At 64.4% G+C, this 15,440-nt stretch carries 17 protein-coding genes; 13 read left to right on the plus strand and 4 right to left on the minus strand.

Annotated features, from left to right (window positions below):
- From lysS to RT028_RS03465, 6 genes are all read left to right on the plus strand, one after another.
- On the plus strand, positions 1-1,050 hold a 1,050-nt coding region (gene lysS / locus RT028_RS03440), incomplete at its 5' end, for a lysine--tRNA ligase (RefSeq protein ID WP_312932484.1).
- A 449-nt stretch (positions 1,051-1,499) separates the two neighbouring features.
- Positions 1,500-2,204: a TetR family transcriptional regulator gene (locus RT028_RS03445; protein ID WP_312932592.1), complete on the plus strand. Its 705-nt coding sequence runs from the start codon at positions 1,500-1,502 to the stop codon at positions 2,202-2,204.
- A gap of 27 nt (positions 2,205-2,231) precedes the next feature.
- A complete protein-coding gene (locus RT028_RS03450; protein ID WP_312932486.1) occupies positions 2,232-2,786 on the plus strand; it encodes a hypothetical protein in 555 nt (184 codons plus the stop codon).
- Positions 2,787-2,805: 19 nt separating this feature from the next.
- Complete coding sequence (locus tag RT028_RS03455) at positions 2,806-4,083, plus strand: flavohemoglobin expression-modulating QEGLA motif protein (protein WP_312932488.1); 1,278 nt, start codon at positions 2,806-2,808, stop codon at positions 4,081-4,083.
- The gene (locus RT028_RS03460) at positions 4,055-5,011 is read left to right on the plus strand and encodes an alpha/beta hydrolase (RefSeq protein ID WP_312932490.1); all 957 of its coding nucleotides are present in this window, start codon (positions 4,055-4,057) and stop codon (positions 5,009-5,011) included. The genes RT028_RS03455 and RT028_RS03460 overlap by 29 nt, the downstream gene beginning before the upstream one ends.
- The gene (locus tag RT028_RS03465) at positions 5,004-5,321 is read left to right on the plus strand and encodes a hypothetical protein (protein WP_312932492.1); all 318 of its coding nucleotides are present in this window, start codon (positions 5,004-5,006) and stop codon (positions 5,319-5,321) included. The genes RT028_RS03460 and RT028_RS03465 overlap by 8 nt, the downstream gene beginning before the upstream one ends.
- A 124-nt stretch (positions 5,322-5,445) precedes the next feature.
- Here RT028_RS03465 and RT028_RS03470 read toward each other — a convergent pair whose 3' ends face one another.
- From RT028_RS03470 to RT028_RS03480, 3 genes are all read right to left on the minus strand, one after another.
- Positions 5,446-6,228: an OmpA family protein gene (locus tag RT028_RS03470; protein WP_312932494.1), complete on the minus strand. Its 783-nt coding sequence runs from the start codon at positions 6,226-6,228 to the stop codon at positions 5,446-5,448.
- Positions 6,229-6,280: 52 nt separating this feature from the next.
- On the minus strand, positions 6,281-6,694 hold the full coding sequence (locus RT028_RS03475; protein WP_312932496.1) for a DUF4398 domain-containing protein: 414 nt from the start codon (positions 6,692-6,694) through the stop codon (positions 6,281-6,283).
- A 421-nt stretch (positions 6,695-7,115) separates the two neighbouring features.
- Positions 7,116-7,460: a pilin assembly protein gene (locus RT028_RS03480; RefSeq protein WP_312932498.1), complete on the minus strand. Its 345-nt coding sequence runs from the start codon at positions 7,458-7,460 to the stop codon at positions 7,116-7,118.
- A 141-nt stretch (positions 7,461-7,601) separates the two neighbouring features.
- Between RT028_RS03480 and ppc the strand changes: the two genes are divergently transcribed.
- The 7 genes from ppc to RT028_RS03515 all read left to right on the plus strand — a co-directional run bounded on the left by ppc (position 7,602) and on the right by RT028_RS03515 (position 14,802).
- Complete coding sequence (gene ppc, locus RT028_RS03485) at positions 7,602-10,229, plus strand: phosphoenolpyruvate carboxylase (protein WP_312932500.1); 2,628 nt, start codon at positions 7,602-7,604, stop codon at positions 10,227-10,229.
- 254 nt (positions 10,230-10,483) lie between these two features.
- Positions 10,484-11,131 (plus strand): adenylate kinase, encoded by a 648-nt coding sequence (adk, locus tag RT028_RS03490; RefSeq protein ID WP_312932501.1) that lies wholly within the window; start codon positions 10,484-10,486, stop codon positions 11,129-11,131.
- An 88-nt stretch (positions 11,132-11,219) separates the two neighbouring features.
- On the plus strand, positions 11,220-11,894 hold the full coding sequence (tsaB, locus tag RT028_RS03495) for a tRNA (adenosine(37)-N6)-threonylcarbamoyltransferase complex dimerization subunit type 1 TsaB (RefSeq protein WP_312932503.1): 675 nt from the start codon (positions 11,220-11,222) through the stop codon (positions 11,892-11,894).
- A 197-nt stretch (positions 11,895-12,091) separates the two neighbouring features.
- A complete protein-coding gene (locus RT028_RS03500; protein ID WP_312932505.1) occupies positions 12,092-12,379 on the plus strand; it encodes a hypothetical protein in 288 nt (95 codons plus the stop codon).
- 3 nt (positions 12,380-12,382) lie between these two features.
- On the plus strand, positions 12,383-13,252 hold the full coding sequence (locus RT028_RS03505) for a DUF72 domain-containing protein (protein WP_312932506.1): 870 nt from the start codon (positions 12,383-12,385) through the stop codon (positions 13,250-13,252).
- A gap of 27 nt (positions 13,253-13,279) precedes the next feature.
- Positions 13,280-14,107, plus strand: a complete 828-nt coding sequence (locus RT028_RS03510; RefSeq protein ID WP_312932508.1) for an isocitrate lyase/phosphoenolpyruvate mutase family protein — start codon at positions 13,280-13,282, stop codon at positions 14,105-14,107.
- Positions 14,108-14,112: 5 nt separating this feature from the next.
- Positions 14,113-14,802, plus strand: coding sequence for an extensin family protein (locus tag RT028_RS03515; RefSeq protein ID WP_312932510.1), 690 nt, complete (start codon positions 14,113-14,115; stop codon positions 14,800-14,802).
- Positions 14,803-14,804: 2 nt separating this feature from the next.
- Here RT028_RS03515 and RT028_RS03520 read toward each other — a convergent pair whose 3' ends face one another.
- Entirely contained in the window at positions 14,805-15,425 is a 621-nt protein-coding gene (locus tag RT028_RS03520) for an energy transducer TonB (RefSeq protein WP_312932512.1), read from the minus strand.
- Positions 15,426-15,440 lie beyond the last annotated feature (15 nt).

The raw sequence follows: 15,440 nt of genomic DNA on the forward strand, positions 1-15,440 counted from the left end.
CACCACGGCCTGACCGACACCGAGCAGCGCTACCGCCAGCGCTACGTCGACCTGATGGTCAATGAAGACACCCGCCACACCTTCCGTGTGCGCTCGCAGGTGATCTCGCACATTCGCCAGTTCCTCATCGAGCGTGACTTCCTCGAAGTCGAAACGCCGATGCTGCAGACCATCCCCGGCGGCGCCGCGGCCAAGCCGTTCGAGACGCACCACAATGCCCTGGACATGGCCATGTTCCTGCGTATTGCGCCGGAGCTGTACCTCAAGCGTCTGGTGGTCGGTGGCTTCGAGAAGGTCTTCGAGATCAACCGCAACTTCCGTAACGAAGGCGTCTCGACCCGGCACAACCCCGAGTTCACCATGCTCGAGTTCTACCAGGCCTACGCCGACTACGAAGACAACATGGACCTGACCGAGGAGCTGTTCCGCGAGCTGGCCCAGACCATTCTCGGCAGCACCGACGTGCCCTATGGCGACAAGGTGTTCCATTTCGGCGAGCCGTTCGTGCGCCTGTCGGTGTTCGACTCGATCCTCAAGTACAACCCGGAGCTGACCGCCGCCGACCTGCAAGACGTCGAACGTGCTCGCGCCATTGCCAAGCAGGCTGGCGCCAAGGTGCTCGGCCATGAAGGCCTGGGCAAGTTGCAAGTGATGATTTTCGAGGAGCTGGTCGAGCACAAGCTGGAACAGCCGCACTTCATCACCGAGTACCCGTTCGAGGTCTCGCCGCTGGCGCGTCGCAACGACGACAACCCTGCGGTGACCGACCGCTTCGAGCTGTTCATCGGTGGCCGCGAAATCGCCAACGCCTACTCCGAGCTCAATGATGCCGAAGACCAGGCCGAGCGCTTCCTGGCCCAGGTGGCCGAGAAGGACGCCGGTGACGACGAAGCCATGCACTACGACGCCGACTTCGTGCGTGCGCTGGAGTACGGCATGCCGCCAACGGCGGGCGAGGGCATCGGTATCGACCGTCTGGTGATGCTGCTCACCAACTCGCCGTCGATCCGCGATGTGATCCTGTTCCCGCACATGCGTCCGCAGGCCTGAGCTGAATGAACGAGCCGCCTTACGAGGCGGCTTTTTATTGTCTGTACACCGGTACTGACCCGGCAAGACGCTTCGCGGCTAAAGCCGCTCCTACAAGGGCCGTCGCCACCAGAGCAGCTCCACAGGAGTTGCCCCGACATGGGCTTCACCGCGTTCAAGGCGTGTGCAATATTTCAACAGGCACTCCCATCGACACGCTGCTGCCCTAAAGGCGCACACGGGGGTCTGTAGGGACTTTACTGCGCCAAGGCGCATGCGTGATCTGTAAGGAATTTGCTGCTCCAAGGCGCATACGGGGTCTGTAGGAGCGGCCGGTCCGGCGCTCCGGTCAGCCGCGATGGGCTGCACAGCAGCCCCAATGGCGCGATCTCTGCAGGAGCGGCCGCTCAGCCGCGATAAGGCCGGTCCAGGTCAACCACTTTCCATGAGGTACCACTGTGACGTCCACAATGGCCCAACAAGGCGCCGCCGGCATTGCCAGCGCTGTCGCCGAAAGCGTGCAGTACCAAGGCCGCAAAACCGCCCGCCAGGGCAGTGAACAGCGCCGCCAGCAGATCCTCGACGCGGCCATGCGCATCGTCGTGCGCGACGGCGTGCGGGGTGTCCGTCATCGCGCGGTGGCGGCAGAGGCGCAGGTGCCGCTGTCCGCCACCACCTATTACTTCAAGGACATCGAAGACCTGCTGACCGACACCTTCGCACAGTATGTCGCGCGCAGCGCCGACTACATGGCCACGCGCTGGACAGCCACCGAAGGGGTGCTGCTCGAACTGATCGCCCGCGGCGACGGCAGCCCGGCGGCCCGGGCGCAGCTGGCCGACGAAGTGGCGCGCATGGCAGTGGACTACGTCATCCGGCAACTGCACACCCGCCGCGACTACCTCATTGCCGAGCAGGCGTTTCGCCAGGAAGCGCTGCTGTGCCCGCGCCTGGCCGAACTGGTCAGGGCCCATGAGCAGATCCTGCTGCACGGCGCGCACCAGTTGCTGCAGGTGATCGGCTCGCCACAGCCCGAGCAGGATGCACTGATGTTGACGGCCCTCATCGAGCAGATGGAATATCAGGGCCTGCTCAACGACGCCGACGCCCAAGCCGAAACACGGATGCTCGCGTTGCTCACGCGCTTCCTGCACCTGGTGCTGGCGGCGGGGTAGGCGAATCCGTCATTCAAGGAGCTTTCGATGAAACCCTGGCAAGTGCTGTTGACGTTGTCATTCCTGCTGTTGGGCGGTTGTCTGGACACCTTCGAAACCGCCTTGCCCGGCGCTCAGGCCGCACCCAAGGCGTTGCTTGGCCAGTGGCGCAGCAAGGATGCCTGGGGCGAGCCGCTGACGCTGACCATCACCCAGGCCAAGGGCACTACCTACCAGGCTGTGGCGCGCGGCAAAGACAACTCGGTACACACCTATCGCTTCAGCGTCGCTCGGCATGGCAACCGCTGGTACGTCTCGGGCGCCGCGCCGGCGTCCATCGGTCATGGTTTCGTCATTGGCGGCTTCGAGCTGAACGACGACCACCAGTTGCTGCTCTACACCCTGGACCGCGAGCAACTGCGCCAGGCCGTGGACCAGCAGGAACTGAGCGGTCGCAGCGTCGCCGACGGCGACGACCGCCGCGACAACGGCCAGGGCCTGCACATCGACAGCCCTGCCGAGCGGGTGCTGGCCTACCTCGACGACCCTGCCAATTCCGACGTGTTCGTGGAAACCGCGCGCTTGCAGCGCGCTCGCCCGTAAGCGCCTCAAGGAGTCCGCCGTGGACGAGTATCAACAGACCATTCGCGCGCTGTCCGACCGTATCGTCGCAGCGCAGACCCCGATTCGCGTGCTCGACGCGGTGAAGTGGGACGACAGCATCAAGCAGGCGTTTCTCGAGGGCAAAGGCAAGATTCCGCCCGCCGTAGACCGCGCCTATTACCAGAACCGCCCGCTGGGCTTCGACTCTGCGGCCGTCAAGGCCGAGTTCCAGAGCATCGAGCGCGACATCACCCGACGCCTGGGCCAGTTCAACCCGGTCGGGCAGATCATGCGGCGCATGTGCAAGGAGTACCGCATGGTGGTGCGCATGCTCGAAGCGCGCGGCACCGAAGACTTCGGCCTGATTTCCCAAGAGCTCTACGGCGCCGCGTCCGACGCCTTCCACGCCGGTGACCCGACGCTCGCCGACCTGGGCCTGATGCTGTCGAACTACCTCGACAACATCGACGGTCGCGGCGACCTCAAGGACGAGCCCAAGACCCTCACCGCCAAACAGGCCGTGGAGATTCTCCAGCAGCGCTTGAACAGGGTGTTCGGCGAGGCGGAAAGCACCATCCGCGTGTTCGAGTCCGATGGCATCGTGGCCGATGCCGCCGCCGGCGCCGACTACATCAAGGTGCGCGCCGATGCCATGTTCAACAGCCGCGACGTGCGCGCCCTGGAAGTGCATGAGGGGCTGGTGCACGTAGGCACCACGCTGAACGGGCTGAACCAGCCGATCTGCACCTTCCTGGCCAAGGGCCCGCCATCCTCGACCGTCACCCAGGAAGGCCTGGCGATTCTGATGGAGGTGATCGCCTTCGCTTCCTACCCCAGCCGCCTGCGCAAGCTGGCCAACCGCACCCGCGCCATCCACATGGTCGAGGAGGGCGCCGACTTCATGCAGGTCTACGCGTTCTTCCGCGAGCAAGGCTTCGACCTGGGCCAGAGTTACAGCAACGCCAGCCGTGTATTCCGCGGTTCGGTGCCCGATGGCCTGCCGTTTACCAAGGACTTGTCCTACCTCAAGGGTTTCATCATGGTTTACAACTACATTCAGTTGGCCGTGAAGAAGGGCAAGCTGGAGCAGATTCCCCTGCTGTTCTGCGGCAAGACCACCCTCGAAGACATGCGCACCTTGCGCCAACTGGTCGAAGAAGGCCTGGTCGAGCCGCCCAAGTACCTCCCCGAGCAGTTTCGCGACATCAATGCGCTGGCCGCCTGGATGTGCTTCTCCAACTTCCTCAACCACCTGAGCCTCGACCGCATTGAAGCCGATTACGCGAACATTCTCTAAGCGGTTGCGTGCCCTGGCCGTGGCGTCGGCCCTGATGCTGGCCAGCGGTTGCAGCAGCCTGTTGTTCTACCCCGAGCCCGGCCAGGCGTTCACCCCCGAACGTGCGCACATCGCCTGGAAAGACCTGACCCTGACCACCGCCGACGGCGTGCGCCTGAATGCCTGGTGGCTGCCGGCCAAAGCCGGGGTGGCGGTCAAGGGTACGGTGTTGCACCTGCATGGCAACGGTGGCAACTTGCCGGGCCATCTGGGCGGCAGCTACTGGCTGCCCGAGCAGGGCTATCAGGTGCTGATGCTCGACTACCGCGGCTATGGCCTGTCTGCCGGTACGCCCAGCCTGCCGGCGGTCTACGAGGATGTAGCGGCCGCGCTGGCCTGGCTCGATCAGGCCCCCGAGGTGCAGGGCAAACCCCGTTACCTGCTGGGGCAGAGCCTGGGCGGCGCACTGGCGATCCACTACCTGGCAGCACATCCCGAGCAGCGTCGGCGCTTCACTGCGCTGGTGTTCGATGGCGTGCCTGCCAGTTATCGCGATGTCGGCCGTTACGCGCTCGGTACCTCCTGGCTGACCTGGCCGCTGCAAGTGCCGCTGGCCTGGCTGGTGCCCGACGGCGACAGTGCAATCAACTCGATCGCCCAGCTCGACAGCCCACCCAAGCTGTTCTTCCACAGCATCGACGACACCCTCGTGCCGCTCGACAACGGCATCCGCCTGTACCAGCAGGCACCGCCCCCGCGGGTATTGCAGCTGACCCGAGGCGGTCATGTGCAGACCTTCGCTGACCCCAACTGGCGTGAAGTGATGCTGCGCTTTCTCGACGACCCGAAGCGCTTCAACGGCCTGCGGCGTCTGGCTGAAATACCCGTGACCGAAGGCCCCCAGGCTGAACCCTCCAACTCTCCTCACGAGACCCCCCGCAATGAGTGAAGAACGCAACGCCATCCCGCTGATCCTGACCGCGGTGGGCACCATCATCCTCACCGTGGGCGCACTCTGGTACTACGGCTACCTGCACTTCGCCAAGCCCGAAGACGCCCTGCTGCTGCAGGACTACACCATGCTCAAGACCGTGCCCGGCGAAGACTACAAAGTCTCGCTGACCCCGGCCGACCAAGTGGCGCAGTGCATCGATGGCGTGCTGGTGCTGTTCGATACCCAGCAGAAGGGGCTGACCGGTGTGCTGGTGGATAACCGCAAGCGTGCCGTGCGCTGCGCCGTGGCGCCGGCACAGCCCTGAAGACAGTGGGGCCGGCCCAGCCCTGAGTAACGCGCCCAGCCAGTTTATCGCCCGGGCACACGCAGGCATCAGGCATAAAAAAACCCGCCATGAAGGCGGGTTTCTTGTGCATCAGGCCAGGCGCTTAGCGCATGGTCGAACGCGCTTTCACCGGCTGGTTGTCGTTGGAAATGGTCACTTCCACACGACGGTTCTGCGCACGGCCCGAGTTGCTGGTGTTGTCGGCAACCGGGTATTCCTTGCCGTAACCCTGCGACACGATACGCGCTGGGTCGACACCGGCACGCACCAGAGCGGTGCTCACGGCGCCGGCACGGCGGTCGGACAGCGACAGATTGTAGCTGGCCGAACCGACGCTGTCGGTGTAGCCCTCTACGATGACTTTGCGCTCAGGGTTCTCGGCGAGGAACTGAGCCAGCTTGGTGACGTTCGGCAGGGCGCTGCTTTTCAGCTCGGCCTTGTTGAAGTCGAACAGCACGTCACCGAAGGTCACCAGGGTGCCGCGTTCAGTCTGCTTGGCGTTCAGCTCGTTCTGCAGCTTCTTGATCTGTGCGTCGCGAGCGTCCAGACGGGCCTTGGCACGTTCGGCCGCAGCGCCCTTGAGCTCGCCTTCGGCGGTACGCAGGGCAATGGTCTGCTTGGCAACTTCAACGCGCTGGTTGGTCAGGTAGGCCAGTTGGTCAACCTTATGGTCGTCTTCGCGGTCCATGTAGGCTTTGTCAGCCTTGTTCAGGAAGTCTTGTGCGTCCTTGGTTTCCAGGGCGGCGACTTTGCTCGACTGCGGATCGCTCTGCAGCGCCGAGAAGTTGGTGCGAGCCGATTCCAGGTTAGGGTTCGGATCGTGCGAGCAAGCTGCAAGACCGACGCTCATGGCGAGGAGGGCAGGGATCATGACGTGTTTGCGCATTGTATTCATCCTTTGATCATTAACGAAGGCTAGAGGCGGTCAGGCGGGGCGCTTATTCAGCGGCGCGCAGGCCTTCTTCACGCACATCCTGGACCCCTTGGCGAGCGTCCTGTACGGCTTTCTGGGCCTTGGCGGCCTGAGCTTTACGCTCGGCAACGCGGGCATCCCATTCGGCCTGCTCGGCGAGGACCTTGGCGTCTTCGTACTTCTTGTCGTGCATGGCGATTTCGGCTTTCTTGAACTTGTCCTGAGCAGCCTTCATCTCGACTGCCGCGAACTCGGTGCCGCCAGCGCTGACCGCAGAGTTCACCGCCGATTGAGTCACGGCATACTGCTCGGTCGGGGGCTTGCCGGCGCAACCGGCCAGTACCAGGCTGCTGCCCAGGGCCAGTGCCGCCAGCTTGAGCCCGCGCACGTTGAAGGAAGAGGGTTTTGCGATGCGGGTCTTCATGGTGGTCAACTCCATTGGTCACTCCTGATAACGACGATTGCCGAAAAGTGGCTATCGCTGTTTCCCTGGTCTTTTCGAGCGCCGCAACGCCCGTGTTTACAGGGTTCTGCCGTGATGGCTACTGGGTGTGACCGGGCTGTTTTTTGAATAGTTCCGATAAATTCGTGCGCTAACGATCTTTTTAGCTGACTGATTGGTCAGCGGTTTTTCCGGGGAACTTACTGCACTTGGCGGGGTAATCCGGCCGCTCCTCGCGGTGCGCGTGAACGTGAAAGCGTTGTTTTTACAGAGGCATGAGATCCGGTCAGGAGCGGCCGATCCGGCGCTCCGGTTGGTCGCTACAGAGGGTGTAGCCGTCCTGACGCAGGCGAGGCAGTCCGAGCGCTCAGCGACAGCACCTGATCCCGCACGATGGTCCGCCTCGCTGCGTATCCACTCAGGGTTGAGGGTCCTCCTCCGGGCTATCGAGCTTGTGCAGGTGGGCCTTGGCCAACGCCAGGAATCGCGGTGTCGAGCCCACATCCTCGTACAGTGGATCGCCCTCTTCATCGGTGGCGATCACCTGTGGCCCGCGCACATAGGGAAAGCTGGCTTCCAGTTCCTCCAGCGCTGCCCCCACCAGCTCACCCAGCAGCTCCTGTGCGGTGCGCTTGGGGTACATGTCGATCAGCGCGGCAAGGCGCGCTTCGGCTTCCAGGTCCAGGTGCAGGACGTGCGAGGTCGGGCTCAGGCGGCCCTTGGCGCTGTGTTCCCAGTGCTGGGCGAGTTCGCGGATTTTCATGATCTTCTCCATCGGTCAGGGAGTACTTGATGTCAGAGGCGCGTGGCGCAGCTAAGTTGCGCCGGCTCGCGCCGCTTGCCTTGGCGGTGGCCGCGTGTGCACTCTTGGGCAGGAGCTGTTTCCTGGACTGGAGAAGGGCTGATGACCGATATCGATGTGCGCTTGCGTGAAGATGTCCACGTGTTGGGAGAGCTGTTGGGTGAAACGATTCGTCAGCAACACGGCGAGGACTTCTTGCGCAAGATCGAAGCCATTCGCCACAGCGCCAAGGCCGACCGCAGCGGCGCCGGCGAGCAATTAAGCAGCACCCTCGGCAGCCTCGAGGATGACGAGCTGCTGCCGGTGGCGCGCGCGTTCAACCAGTTCCTCAACCTGGCCAACATCGCCGAGCAATATCAGTTGATCCACCGCCGCAGCGATCATCAGCCGCCGCCATTCGAAGCGCGGGTCCTGCCTGAACTGCTCGACCGGCTGAAGGCCGAGGGTCACGACGAGCAGGCCCTGGCGCGACAGGTCGGCGCACTGGACATCGAACTGGTGCTCACCGCTCATCCTACCGAAGTGGCGCGCCGCACCCTCATTCAGAAATACGACGCCATCGCCGCGCAACTGGCCGCGCAGGACCACCGCGACCTCACCGAAGCCGAACGCCAGCACGTGCGTGAGCGCTTGCAGCGATTGATTGCCGAAGCCTGGCACACCGAGGAAATCCGCCGCACCCGGCCAACCCCGGTGGATGAGGCCAAGTGGGGCTTTGCGGTCATCGAACATTCGCTCTGGCAGGCCATTCCCAACCACCTGCGCCAGGTCGATGGCGCCCTGCGCGCGGCCACCGGCCAGCGCCTGCCGCTGGATGCCGCGCCCGTGCGCTTCGCCTCGTGGATGGGCGGCGACCGCGACGGCAACCCAAACGTCACCGCGCCCGTGACCCGTGAAGTGCTGCTGCTGGCACGCTGGATGGCGGCGGATCTGTTTCTGCGCGACATCGACGCGCTGGCCGCCGAGCTGTCGATGCAGCAGGCCAGCGCTGCGCTACGTGAACAGGTCGGCGACAGCGTCGAGCCCTACCGCGCGTTGTTGAAGCAACTGCGCGAGCGCCTGCGTGCCACTCGCGCCTGGGCCCAGGCATCGTTGACCCAGCCTCAGCCGCTGGCGGCCGATGTGCTGCTCGACAACCAGGACCTGATCGCCCCGCTGCAGCTCTGCTACCAGTCTTTGCACGCCTGTGGCATGGGCGTGATCGCCGAGGGCCCGTTGCTCGATTGCCTGCGCCGGGCGGTCACCTTCGGCCTGTTCCTGGTGCGCCTGGACGTGCGCCAGGACGCCACCCGCCACCGCGACGCCCTGGCAGAGATCACCCGCTACCTGGGCCTGGGTGACTACGCCGAGTGGGACGAGGCGCAGCGCGTGGCTTTCCTCCAGGCCGAGCTGGACAACCCGCGCCCGCTGTTGCCGGCGCACTTCAGTGCCGAAGACGATACCGCCGAGGTGCTGGCGACCTGCCGCGAAATCGCTGCCGCCCCCGCGGCCTCCCTGGGCTCTTATGTGATTTCCATGGCCGGAGCGGCCTCCGACGTGCTGGCCGTGCAGTTGCTGCTCAAAGAAGCCGGGCTGACCCGGCACATGCGCGTGGTGCCACTGTTCGAGACCCTGGCAGACCTGGACAACGCCGGCCCGGTCATCGAGCAACTGCTGCAATTGCCGAGCTACCGCGCCAGCCTGCAAGGCCCGCAGGAAGTGATGATCGGCTACTCCGACTCGGCCAAGGACGCCGGCACCACGGCAGCGGCCTGGGCGCAGTACCGCGCTCAGGAAAGCCTGGTGGCAATCTGCAAAGCGCATGACGTTGAACTGCTGCTGTTCCATGGTCGCGGCGGTACCGTCGGGCGTGGCGGCGGCCCTGCCCACGCGGCGATCCTCTCGCAGCCACCGGGCTCCGTGGCCGGGCGCTTCCGCACCACCGAGCAGGGCGAAATGATTCGCTTCAAGTTCGGGCTGCCGGGTATCGCCGAACAGAACCTCAACCTCTACCTGGCCGCGGTACTGGAGGCGACCCTGCTGCCGCCGCCATTGCCGGAACCCGCCTGGCGCGAGGTCATGGACCAACTGGCAGCGGATGGCGTGGCGGCCTATCGCGGGGTGGTGCGTGAGCATGCCGATTTCGTCGAGTACTTCCGCCAGTCCACCCCGGAGCAGGAGCTGGGCCGCCTGCCGCTGGGCAGCCGCCCGGCCAAGCGCCGCGCCGGTGGCATTGAAAGCCTGCGGGCGATCCCGTGGATCTTTGGCTGGACCCAGACGCGTCTGATGCTGCCCGCCTGGCTGGGTTGGGAAACGGCGTTGCGCAATGCATTGGCGCGGGGGCAGGGCGATGTGCTGGGGCAGATGCGTGAGCAGTGGCCGTTCTTCCGCACCCGCATCGACATGCTCGAAATGGTCCTGGCCAAGGCCGATGCGCAAATTGCCGAGGCCTACGACCAACGTCTGGTGCAACCCGAACTGCTGCCGCTGGGGATGCATCTGCGCGACCTATTGTCGCAGTCATGCGAGGTGGTGCTGGGCCTGACGGGGCAGTCGGTGCTACTCGCGCACAGCCCTGAAACGCTGGAGTTCATTCGCCTGCGCAACACCTATCTGGACCCGCTGCATCGCTTGCAGGCAGAGCTTCTGGCGCGCACCCGAGGCCGTGAGGCCGCGCTGGACAGCCCATTGGAACAGGCCCTGCTGGTCACCGTGGCGGGGATCGCTGCAGGTTTACGCAACACCGGCTGAAGTAGAGGCGTGGTCATCCAGACCGCTCGGCGCTTTCTGCCAAGCACAGTCGGTCATGGGGTTGCACCGGTCGCAACCCCTGCGGCCTACGGTCGCAAGGGGCATATTCCTGCCACTTTGGGATGCTTGTCTGGCTGACAGGCGCTGTGTATCTTGAGCAGCCTTTTGACCGATTTTCGGTCGAGACCGATTTTCCGGAGTTGGCCCGTTCAGCCGAATCCATTGATTTACATAAAAATTATGAGGAGCACGAGATGCGCGTAATTCTGCTGGGAGCTCCCGGGGCCGGCAAAGGTACTCAGGCAAAATTCATCACCGAAAAGTTCGGTATTCCGCAGATTTCCACCGGCGACATGCTGCGTGCTGCGGTGAAGGCCGGCACCCCGCTGGGCCTGGAACTGAAGAAGGTCATGGACCTTGGTCATCTGGTGTCCGACGAGCTCATCATCAACCTGGTGAAAGAGCGCCTGACCCAACCCGACTGCGCCAACGGTTGCCTGTTCGACGGTTTCCCGCGGACCATCCCGCAAGCCGAAGCCATGAAGGCCTCGGGCGTTGACATCGATCACGTGATCGAAATCGCCGTTGACGACGAAGAGATCGTCGGCCGCGTGATTGGTCGCCGTGTGCACCCTGCGTCAGGGCGTACTTACCACATCCAGTACAACCCGCCGAAAGTCGAAGGCAAAGACGACGTCACCGGTGAAGACCTCATCCAGCGCGAAGACGACAGCGAAGAAACCGTGCGTGAGCGCCTGGCGGTCTACCATGCGCAGACCAAGCCGCTGGTAGCCTTCTACGAAAACCTGTCGGCAGCGAGTGGCAAGCCCAAGTGCAGCCACGTCCCTGGCGTCGGCTCGGTCGAATCGATCACCGCCAAGGTGCTCGCTGTGCTGAACTGATCCACCTGTTGTCTCGCCACGGCCCGCTTGCGGGCCGTTGTCGTTTATACTGCCGCACCTTTTTTTTCCTGCCTGGATACCCCGTTCGATGACCACCTTGCTGGCCCTGGATACCGCCACCGAAGCCTGTTCCGTTGCGCTGCTGCATGAGGGCAAGGTTACCAGCCATCACGAGGTGATTCCCCGCCAGCACGCGCAAAAGCTGCTGCCGATGATCAAGCACCTGCTCGCCGACGCTGGCCTGCCACTGAATGCGCTGGATGCCATCGCCTTTGGTCGCGGGCCTGGTGCGTTCACCGGGGTGCGCATCGCGATCGGCGTGGTCCAGGGCCTGGGCTTTGCCCTCGAGCGCCCGGTATTGCCGGTGTCCAACCTCGCTGCACTGGCCCAGGGCGCGTTGCGCGCGCAGGGCGTACAGCAGGTGGCTGCGGCAATCGATGCGCGCATGGACGAAGTGTATTGGGGTTGTTATCAGGCAGAGGCCGGTGAGATGCGCTTGCTTGGCCAGGAAGCGGTACTGCCGCCCGAACGTGTTGCCCTGCCTGATATCGCTGCCGCGCAGTGGTTTGGGGCCGGTACGGGCTGGGGCTATGCCGAACGCCTGCCAGCAACGGTTGGCACGTTCGATGCGCAACGGCTACCCACCGCGCAAGATGTGTTGGCCTTGGCGGCCTTTGCCTGGGCTCGTGGCGAAGCGGTTGCGGCTGATCAAGCGCAGCCCGTTTACTTGCGCGACAATGTCGCCGTTCCCAAAGCACGCTGAGCGACCCGGCCCGAACATCGTCATGAGGCGTTAAAGGGTCAGCTCTACTGAAATCCGACGTTTAACCGGTGCATCCGTCGGCTAATCACCCCGCGCGATAAACATTCCCTCGTAACTGTGGTCCAGTTATCAGCAGGCAGTACCGCAGGCGTGTCCAGTGCTGCTAGATTGCCACCAATGGTTATGAGTATGTCTTCATGCGCATCAATGGTTTTCCCCAGCCGTCCTACCCGGTCAAGCGCACGCCGCCGCGCAAAGCGCCTGTGGCCGATGATGTCGTGGACGATGCGGAAATCCTCGAAGAGCCTGATCTGGTCGCGCTGGCCAAAGGTCAGCGCCGTGGCGGTCTGCCTGCCCGCCCCCAAGACCTGGTTTTCCCCCGTGCTCGTGACCGGCGTACCGCTTGCGCCCTGGCCAGCTACCTTTCCACTGCCGGGTTCAGCGAGTGGGACATGGATGTGCTTGGGCTCGACCTGTACATCTGACGCATGAGTGCGCCGATCCTGCCATATCACCTGGGCTGCCCGTCATGGCGCGATGATGCCTGGCGCGATTATCTCTACCCCGCCGATGCCCGCCCTAACGACTACCTGGGTCTGTATGCCCAAGTGTTCAACGCGGTCGAGGGCAACACCACGTTCTACGCGCAGCCTCCGCACTCAACCCTTCAGCGCTGGGCGCAGCTCATGCCCGAGACGTTCCGGTTCACTGCAAAATTCCCCCGCGAGGTCAGCCATGAAGGCGACCTGCGTGACAACCTCGAAGCAGCACTGGCCTTCATCCGGCTGATGGCGCCGCTGGGTCAACGCGTCTCACCCTACTGGCTGCAGTTGTCTGCAAGCTTCGGCCCGCAGCGTCTGGCCGAACTGCAATTTTTCTTACGCGAGATCGGCGTACCGGTCGCGGTGGAAGTGCGTCATCAGGCATTTTTTGCTCGGGGTGACGATGAGCGGCAGTTGAACCGCTTGTTGCACGGCCTGAACGTGGAGCGCATCTGCCTCGACCCGCGCGCCCTGTTCAGTTGCACGTCACGTGATCCTGCGGTGCTGCATGCGCAAAGCAAGAAGCCGCGTGTGCCGCTGCGCCCGGCAGCCTTTACCGACGCCCCCCAGGTACGTTTCATCGGCCACCCGCAACTGGCCGAGAACGACCCATTCCTGACCCCTTGGGTGGATAAGGTGGCGAGCTGGATCGAGGCGGGCAAATGCCCTTACGTGTTCTTGCACACGGCCAACAATTATCAGGCTGCGGCGCTGGCCCAGCATTTTCATCAGCGCTTGAGCGAGCGGCTGCCAGGGCTGGCACCGCTGCCGGTGATTCCCCGCGCGCCTGTAGTCGAGCAGCTCGGGCTACTCTGAATCTTTTCCTGTGCTGAGGTGGTGATCATGGATGTGCAAACCCTGCGTGCCGAAACCTTCAAGGCGCTGCACGACCGCGAACGCGCGTTCGTTCTGCCCAACCCGTGGGACGCCGGTTCGGCCAAACTGCTGGCCAGCCTGGGTTTCGAGGCGTTGGCCAGTACCAGCGCCGGGTTGGCATTCAGCCTTGGGCGGCCCGATGCCGAGGGCGCGCTGAGCAGGGATGAAGTGCTGGAGAACGCTGGCAGTATCGTGCAGGCCACAGCCTTGCCGGTGGCTGCCGACCTGGAAAACGGCTTTGGCGATTCGCCCGAAGCGTGCGCGAACACCGTGCTGCGCGCCGCTGCCATGGGGTTGGTGGGCGGCTCCATCGAAGATGCGAGTGGCCGGGTCGATACACCTATCTACGACTTCGCGCTGTCAGTCGAGCGCGTGCGTGCGGCGGTGCAGGCGGCCCGCTCGCTGCCGTTTCCCTTCATCCTCTGCGCGCGCGCGGAAAATCTGCTGCACGATCCCACCCGTTTTGCCGACACGCTCGCGCGTTTGCAGGCCTACGCCGAGGCTGGCGCTGACGTGCTGTATGCGCCCGGGCTGAGCAGTGCCGAGCAGGTGCGCAGCGTGGTGCAGGCCGTGGCGCCCAAGCCGGTGAATGTCTTGATGGGCTCAGCGGGGCTGACGCTGAACGTGCAGCAACTGCAGGACCTCAGCGTGCGGCGCATCAGCGTCGGCTCGTCGTTGGCACGGGCGGCGTTCGGTGCGTTGCAGCGGGCCGCGCTGGAGATACGCGAAGGCCGCTTCAGTTATGGCGAACAGGCGATGCCGTTCTCTCGACTCAATGACCTGTTCCGGCGCTGATCGGCATGCGCGTGGTGACCCTGTTGCTGTTTGGTCTGGCGCTGGTGGTCGGCCAGGCCTGGCACCTGGGCTGGCGACCGCCGACAGCCTGGAATCCCTGGGCGGCGCTGGATGTGAGTCAGCCGCCGAACTGGCTGACGGCCTATAAGCTGTCGCGGCTGCGTGACGACCCGGCACTGTGCCGCGAGGCACTGCAAAGCACCGGTCTGCGTTATCGCCCCCAGGCCGACAGCCCGGCCACGGCCAACTGCCCGCTGCACAATGTGTGGCGGATCGAGGGTGGCCAGGCGCAGCTGAGCAGCAGTTTCATCGCCAGTTGCCCCTTGGCGGTGGCCTACGCCCTGTTCGAGCGCCACGGCCTGCAACCGACGGCGCAGCGGGTGTTCGGGCAGCCGGTGGTGCAGGTCGATCACCTGGGCAGCTTTGCCTGTCGCAACGTGTACCACCGCAAACAAGGCCGGCTCAGCCAGCACGCCACGGCCAACGCCTTGGACATCAGCGGTTTCCGGCTCAAGGACGGGCAGCGCATCACGCTGGCGCGCGACTGGTCGGGTGGGGGGCAGAAGGCGCAGTTTCTGCGCGACGTGCAGCAGGCCGGGTGCACAGCCTTCAGCATGGTGCTGGGGCCTGACTACAACGCGGCGCACGCCAACCACTTTCACCTCGACATGGGCCTGTGGCAGGCCTGCCGCTGATCTCAGGCGTAGGCGCGCAGGTTGTTCAGCACCACCGGACGTGCCCAGTGCAGGTCGAAGGCCAATGCGTGTTCCTGGTCAGCCAGCGCGTGGTCGGGGTAGGGCTCGGCAGCCGGCTCGAGCAGGTCGAGGTCGAACTCGGCAATCGGCAGGTGCAGTGGCCGTGGCGCTGGAGCAGGACCGGCCTCGGCCAGCGGATGGCCCTGGCCCATCACCACCGGGCGCAGCCAGCTGTTGCTCAGGTCCAGGTCGCGCTGCTGGGCGATCAGCTCGGCGGCGTCGAACGGTTCGGCAGCAGGCGGCAACAGCGTGCCGTCGAGCTCGGCCTTGGGCAGGAACAGCGGCTCGGGCGGGTCGACGCTATGATCATCCACCGCGCACTGGCGCTGAGCGTCGATCAGTTGCAGGGCCCGTGCACCGCCCAGGGGCTCGCCGCTGACCGGGTCCTGCTGCACCAGTGACTGGCTGAAGGCATCGACCGGTAGCGCCTGCTGATCCGCCACCGCCTGGGCAAGGAACTCCTGCCAGAGCTGGCTCACGCCGCTCGATGCCTGGGTGTTCTGCGTGCCGTAATGGCCAACAGGCGACAGGTAGGTCAGGCCGATGGGAAGGGTGTCAGTCATGGCGGTGGCGGTCGA

Origin of the sequence: Pseudomonas sp. (assembly GCF_032058845.1) — a bacterium.
Classification (GTDB): domain Bacteria; phylum Pseudomonadota; class Gammaproteobacteria; order Pseudomonadales; family Pseudomonadaceae; genus Aquipseudomonas.

Coding starts and splice junctions, on each gene's coding strand:
- RT028_RS03445 (WP_312932592.1), top strand. CDS start 1,500: ATGGCCCAACAAGGCGCCGCCGGCATTGCCAGCGCTGTCGCCGAAAGC.
- RT028_RS03450 (WP_312932486.1), top strand. CDS start 2,232: ATGAAACCCTGGCAAGTGCTGTTGACGTTGTCATTCCTGCTGTTGGGC.
- RT028_RS03465 (WP_312932492.1), top strand. CDS start 5,004: ATGAGTGAAGAACGCAACGCCATCCCGCTGATCCTGACCGCGGTGGGC.
- RT028_RS03470 (WP_312932494.1), bottom strand. CDS start 6,228: ATGCGCAAACACGTCATGATCCCTGCCCTCCTCGCCATGAGCGTCGGT.
- RT028_RS03475 (WP_312932496.1), bottom strand. CDS start 6,694: ATGGAGTTGACCACCATGAAGACCCGCATCGCAAAACCCTCTTCCTTC.
- RT028_RS03480 (WP_312932498.1), bottom strand. CDS start 7,460: ATGAAAATCCGCGAACTCGCCCAGCACTGGGAACACAGCGCCAAGGGC.
- ppc (WP_312932500.1), top strand. CDS start 7,602: ATGACCGATATCGATGTGCGCTTGCGTGAAGATGTCCACGTGTTGGGA.
- adk (WP_312932501.1), top strand. CDS start 10,484: ATGCGCGTAATTCTGCTGGGAGCTCCCGGGGCCGGCAAAGGTACTCAG.
- tsaB (WP_312932503.1), top strand. CDS start 11,220: ATGACCACCTTGCTGGCCCTGGATACCGCCACCGAAGCCTGTTCCGTT.
- RT028_RS03500 (WP_312932505.1), top strand. CDS start 12,092: ATGCGCATCAATGGTTTTCCCCAGCCGTCCTACCCGGTCAAGCGCACG.
- RT028_RS03505 (WP_312932506.1), top strand. CDS start 12,383: ATGAGTGCGCCGATCCTGCCATATCACCTGGGCTGCCCGTCATGGCGC.
- RT028_RS03510 (WP_312932508.1), top strand. CDS start 13,280: ATGGATGTGCAAACCCTGCGTGCCGAAACCTTCAAGGCGCTGCACGAC.
- RT028_RS03515 (WP_312932510.1), top strand. CDS start 14,113: ATGCGCGTGGTGACCCTGTTGCTGTTTGGTCTGGCGCTGGTGGTCGGC.
- RT028_RS03520 (WP_312932512.1), bottom strand. CDS start 15,425: ATGACTGACACCCTTCCCATCGGCCTGACCTACCTGTCGCCTGTTGGC.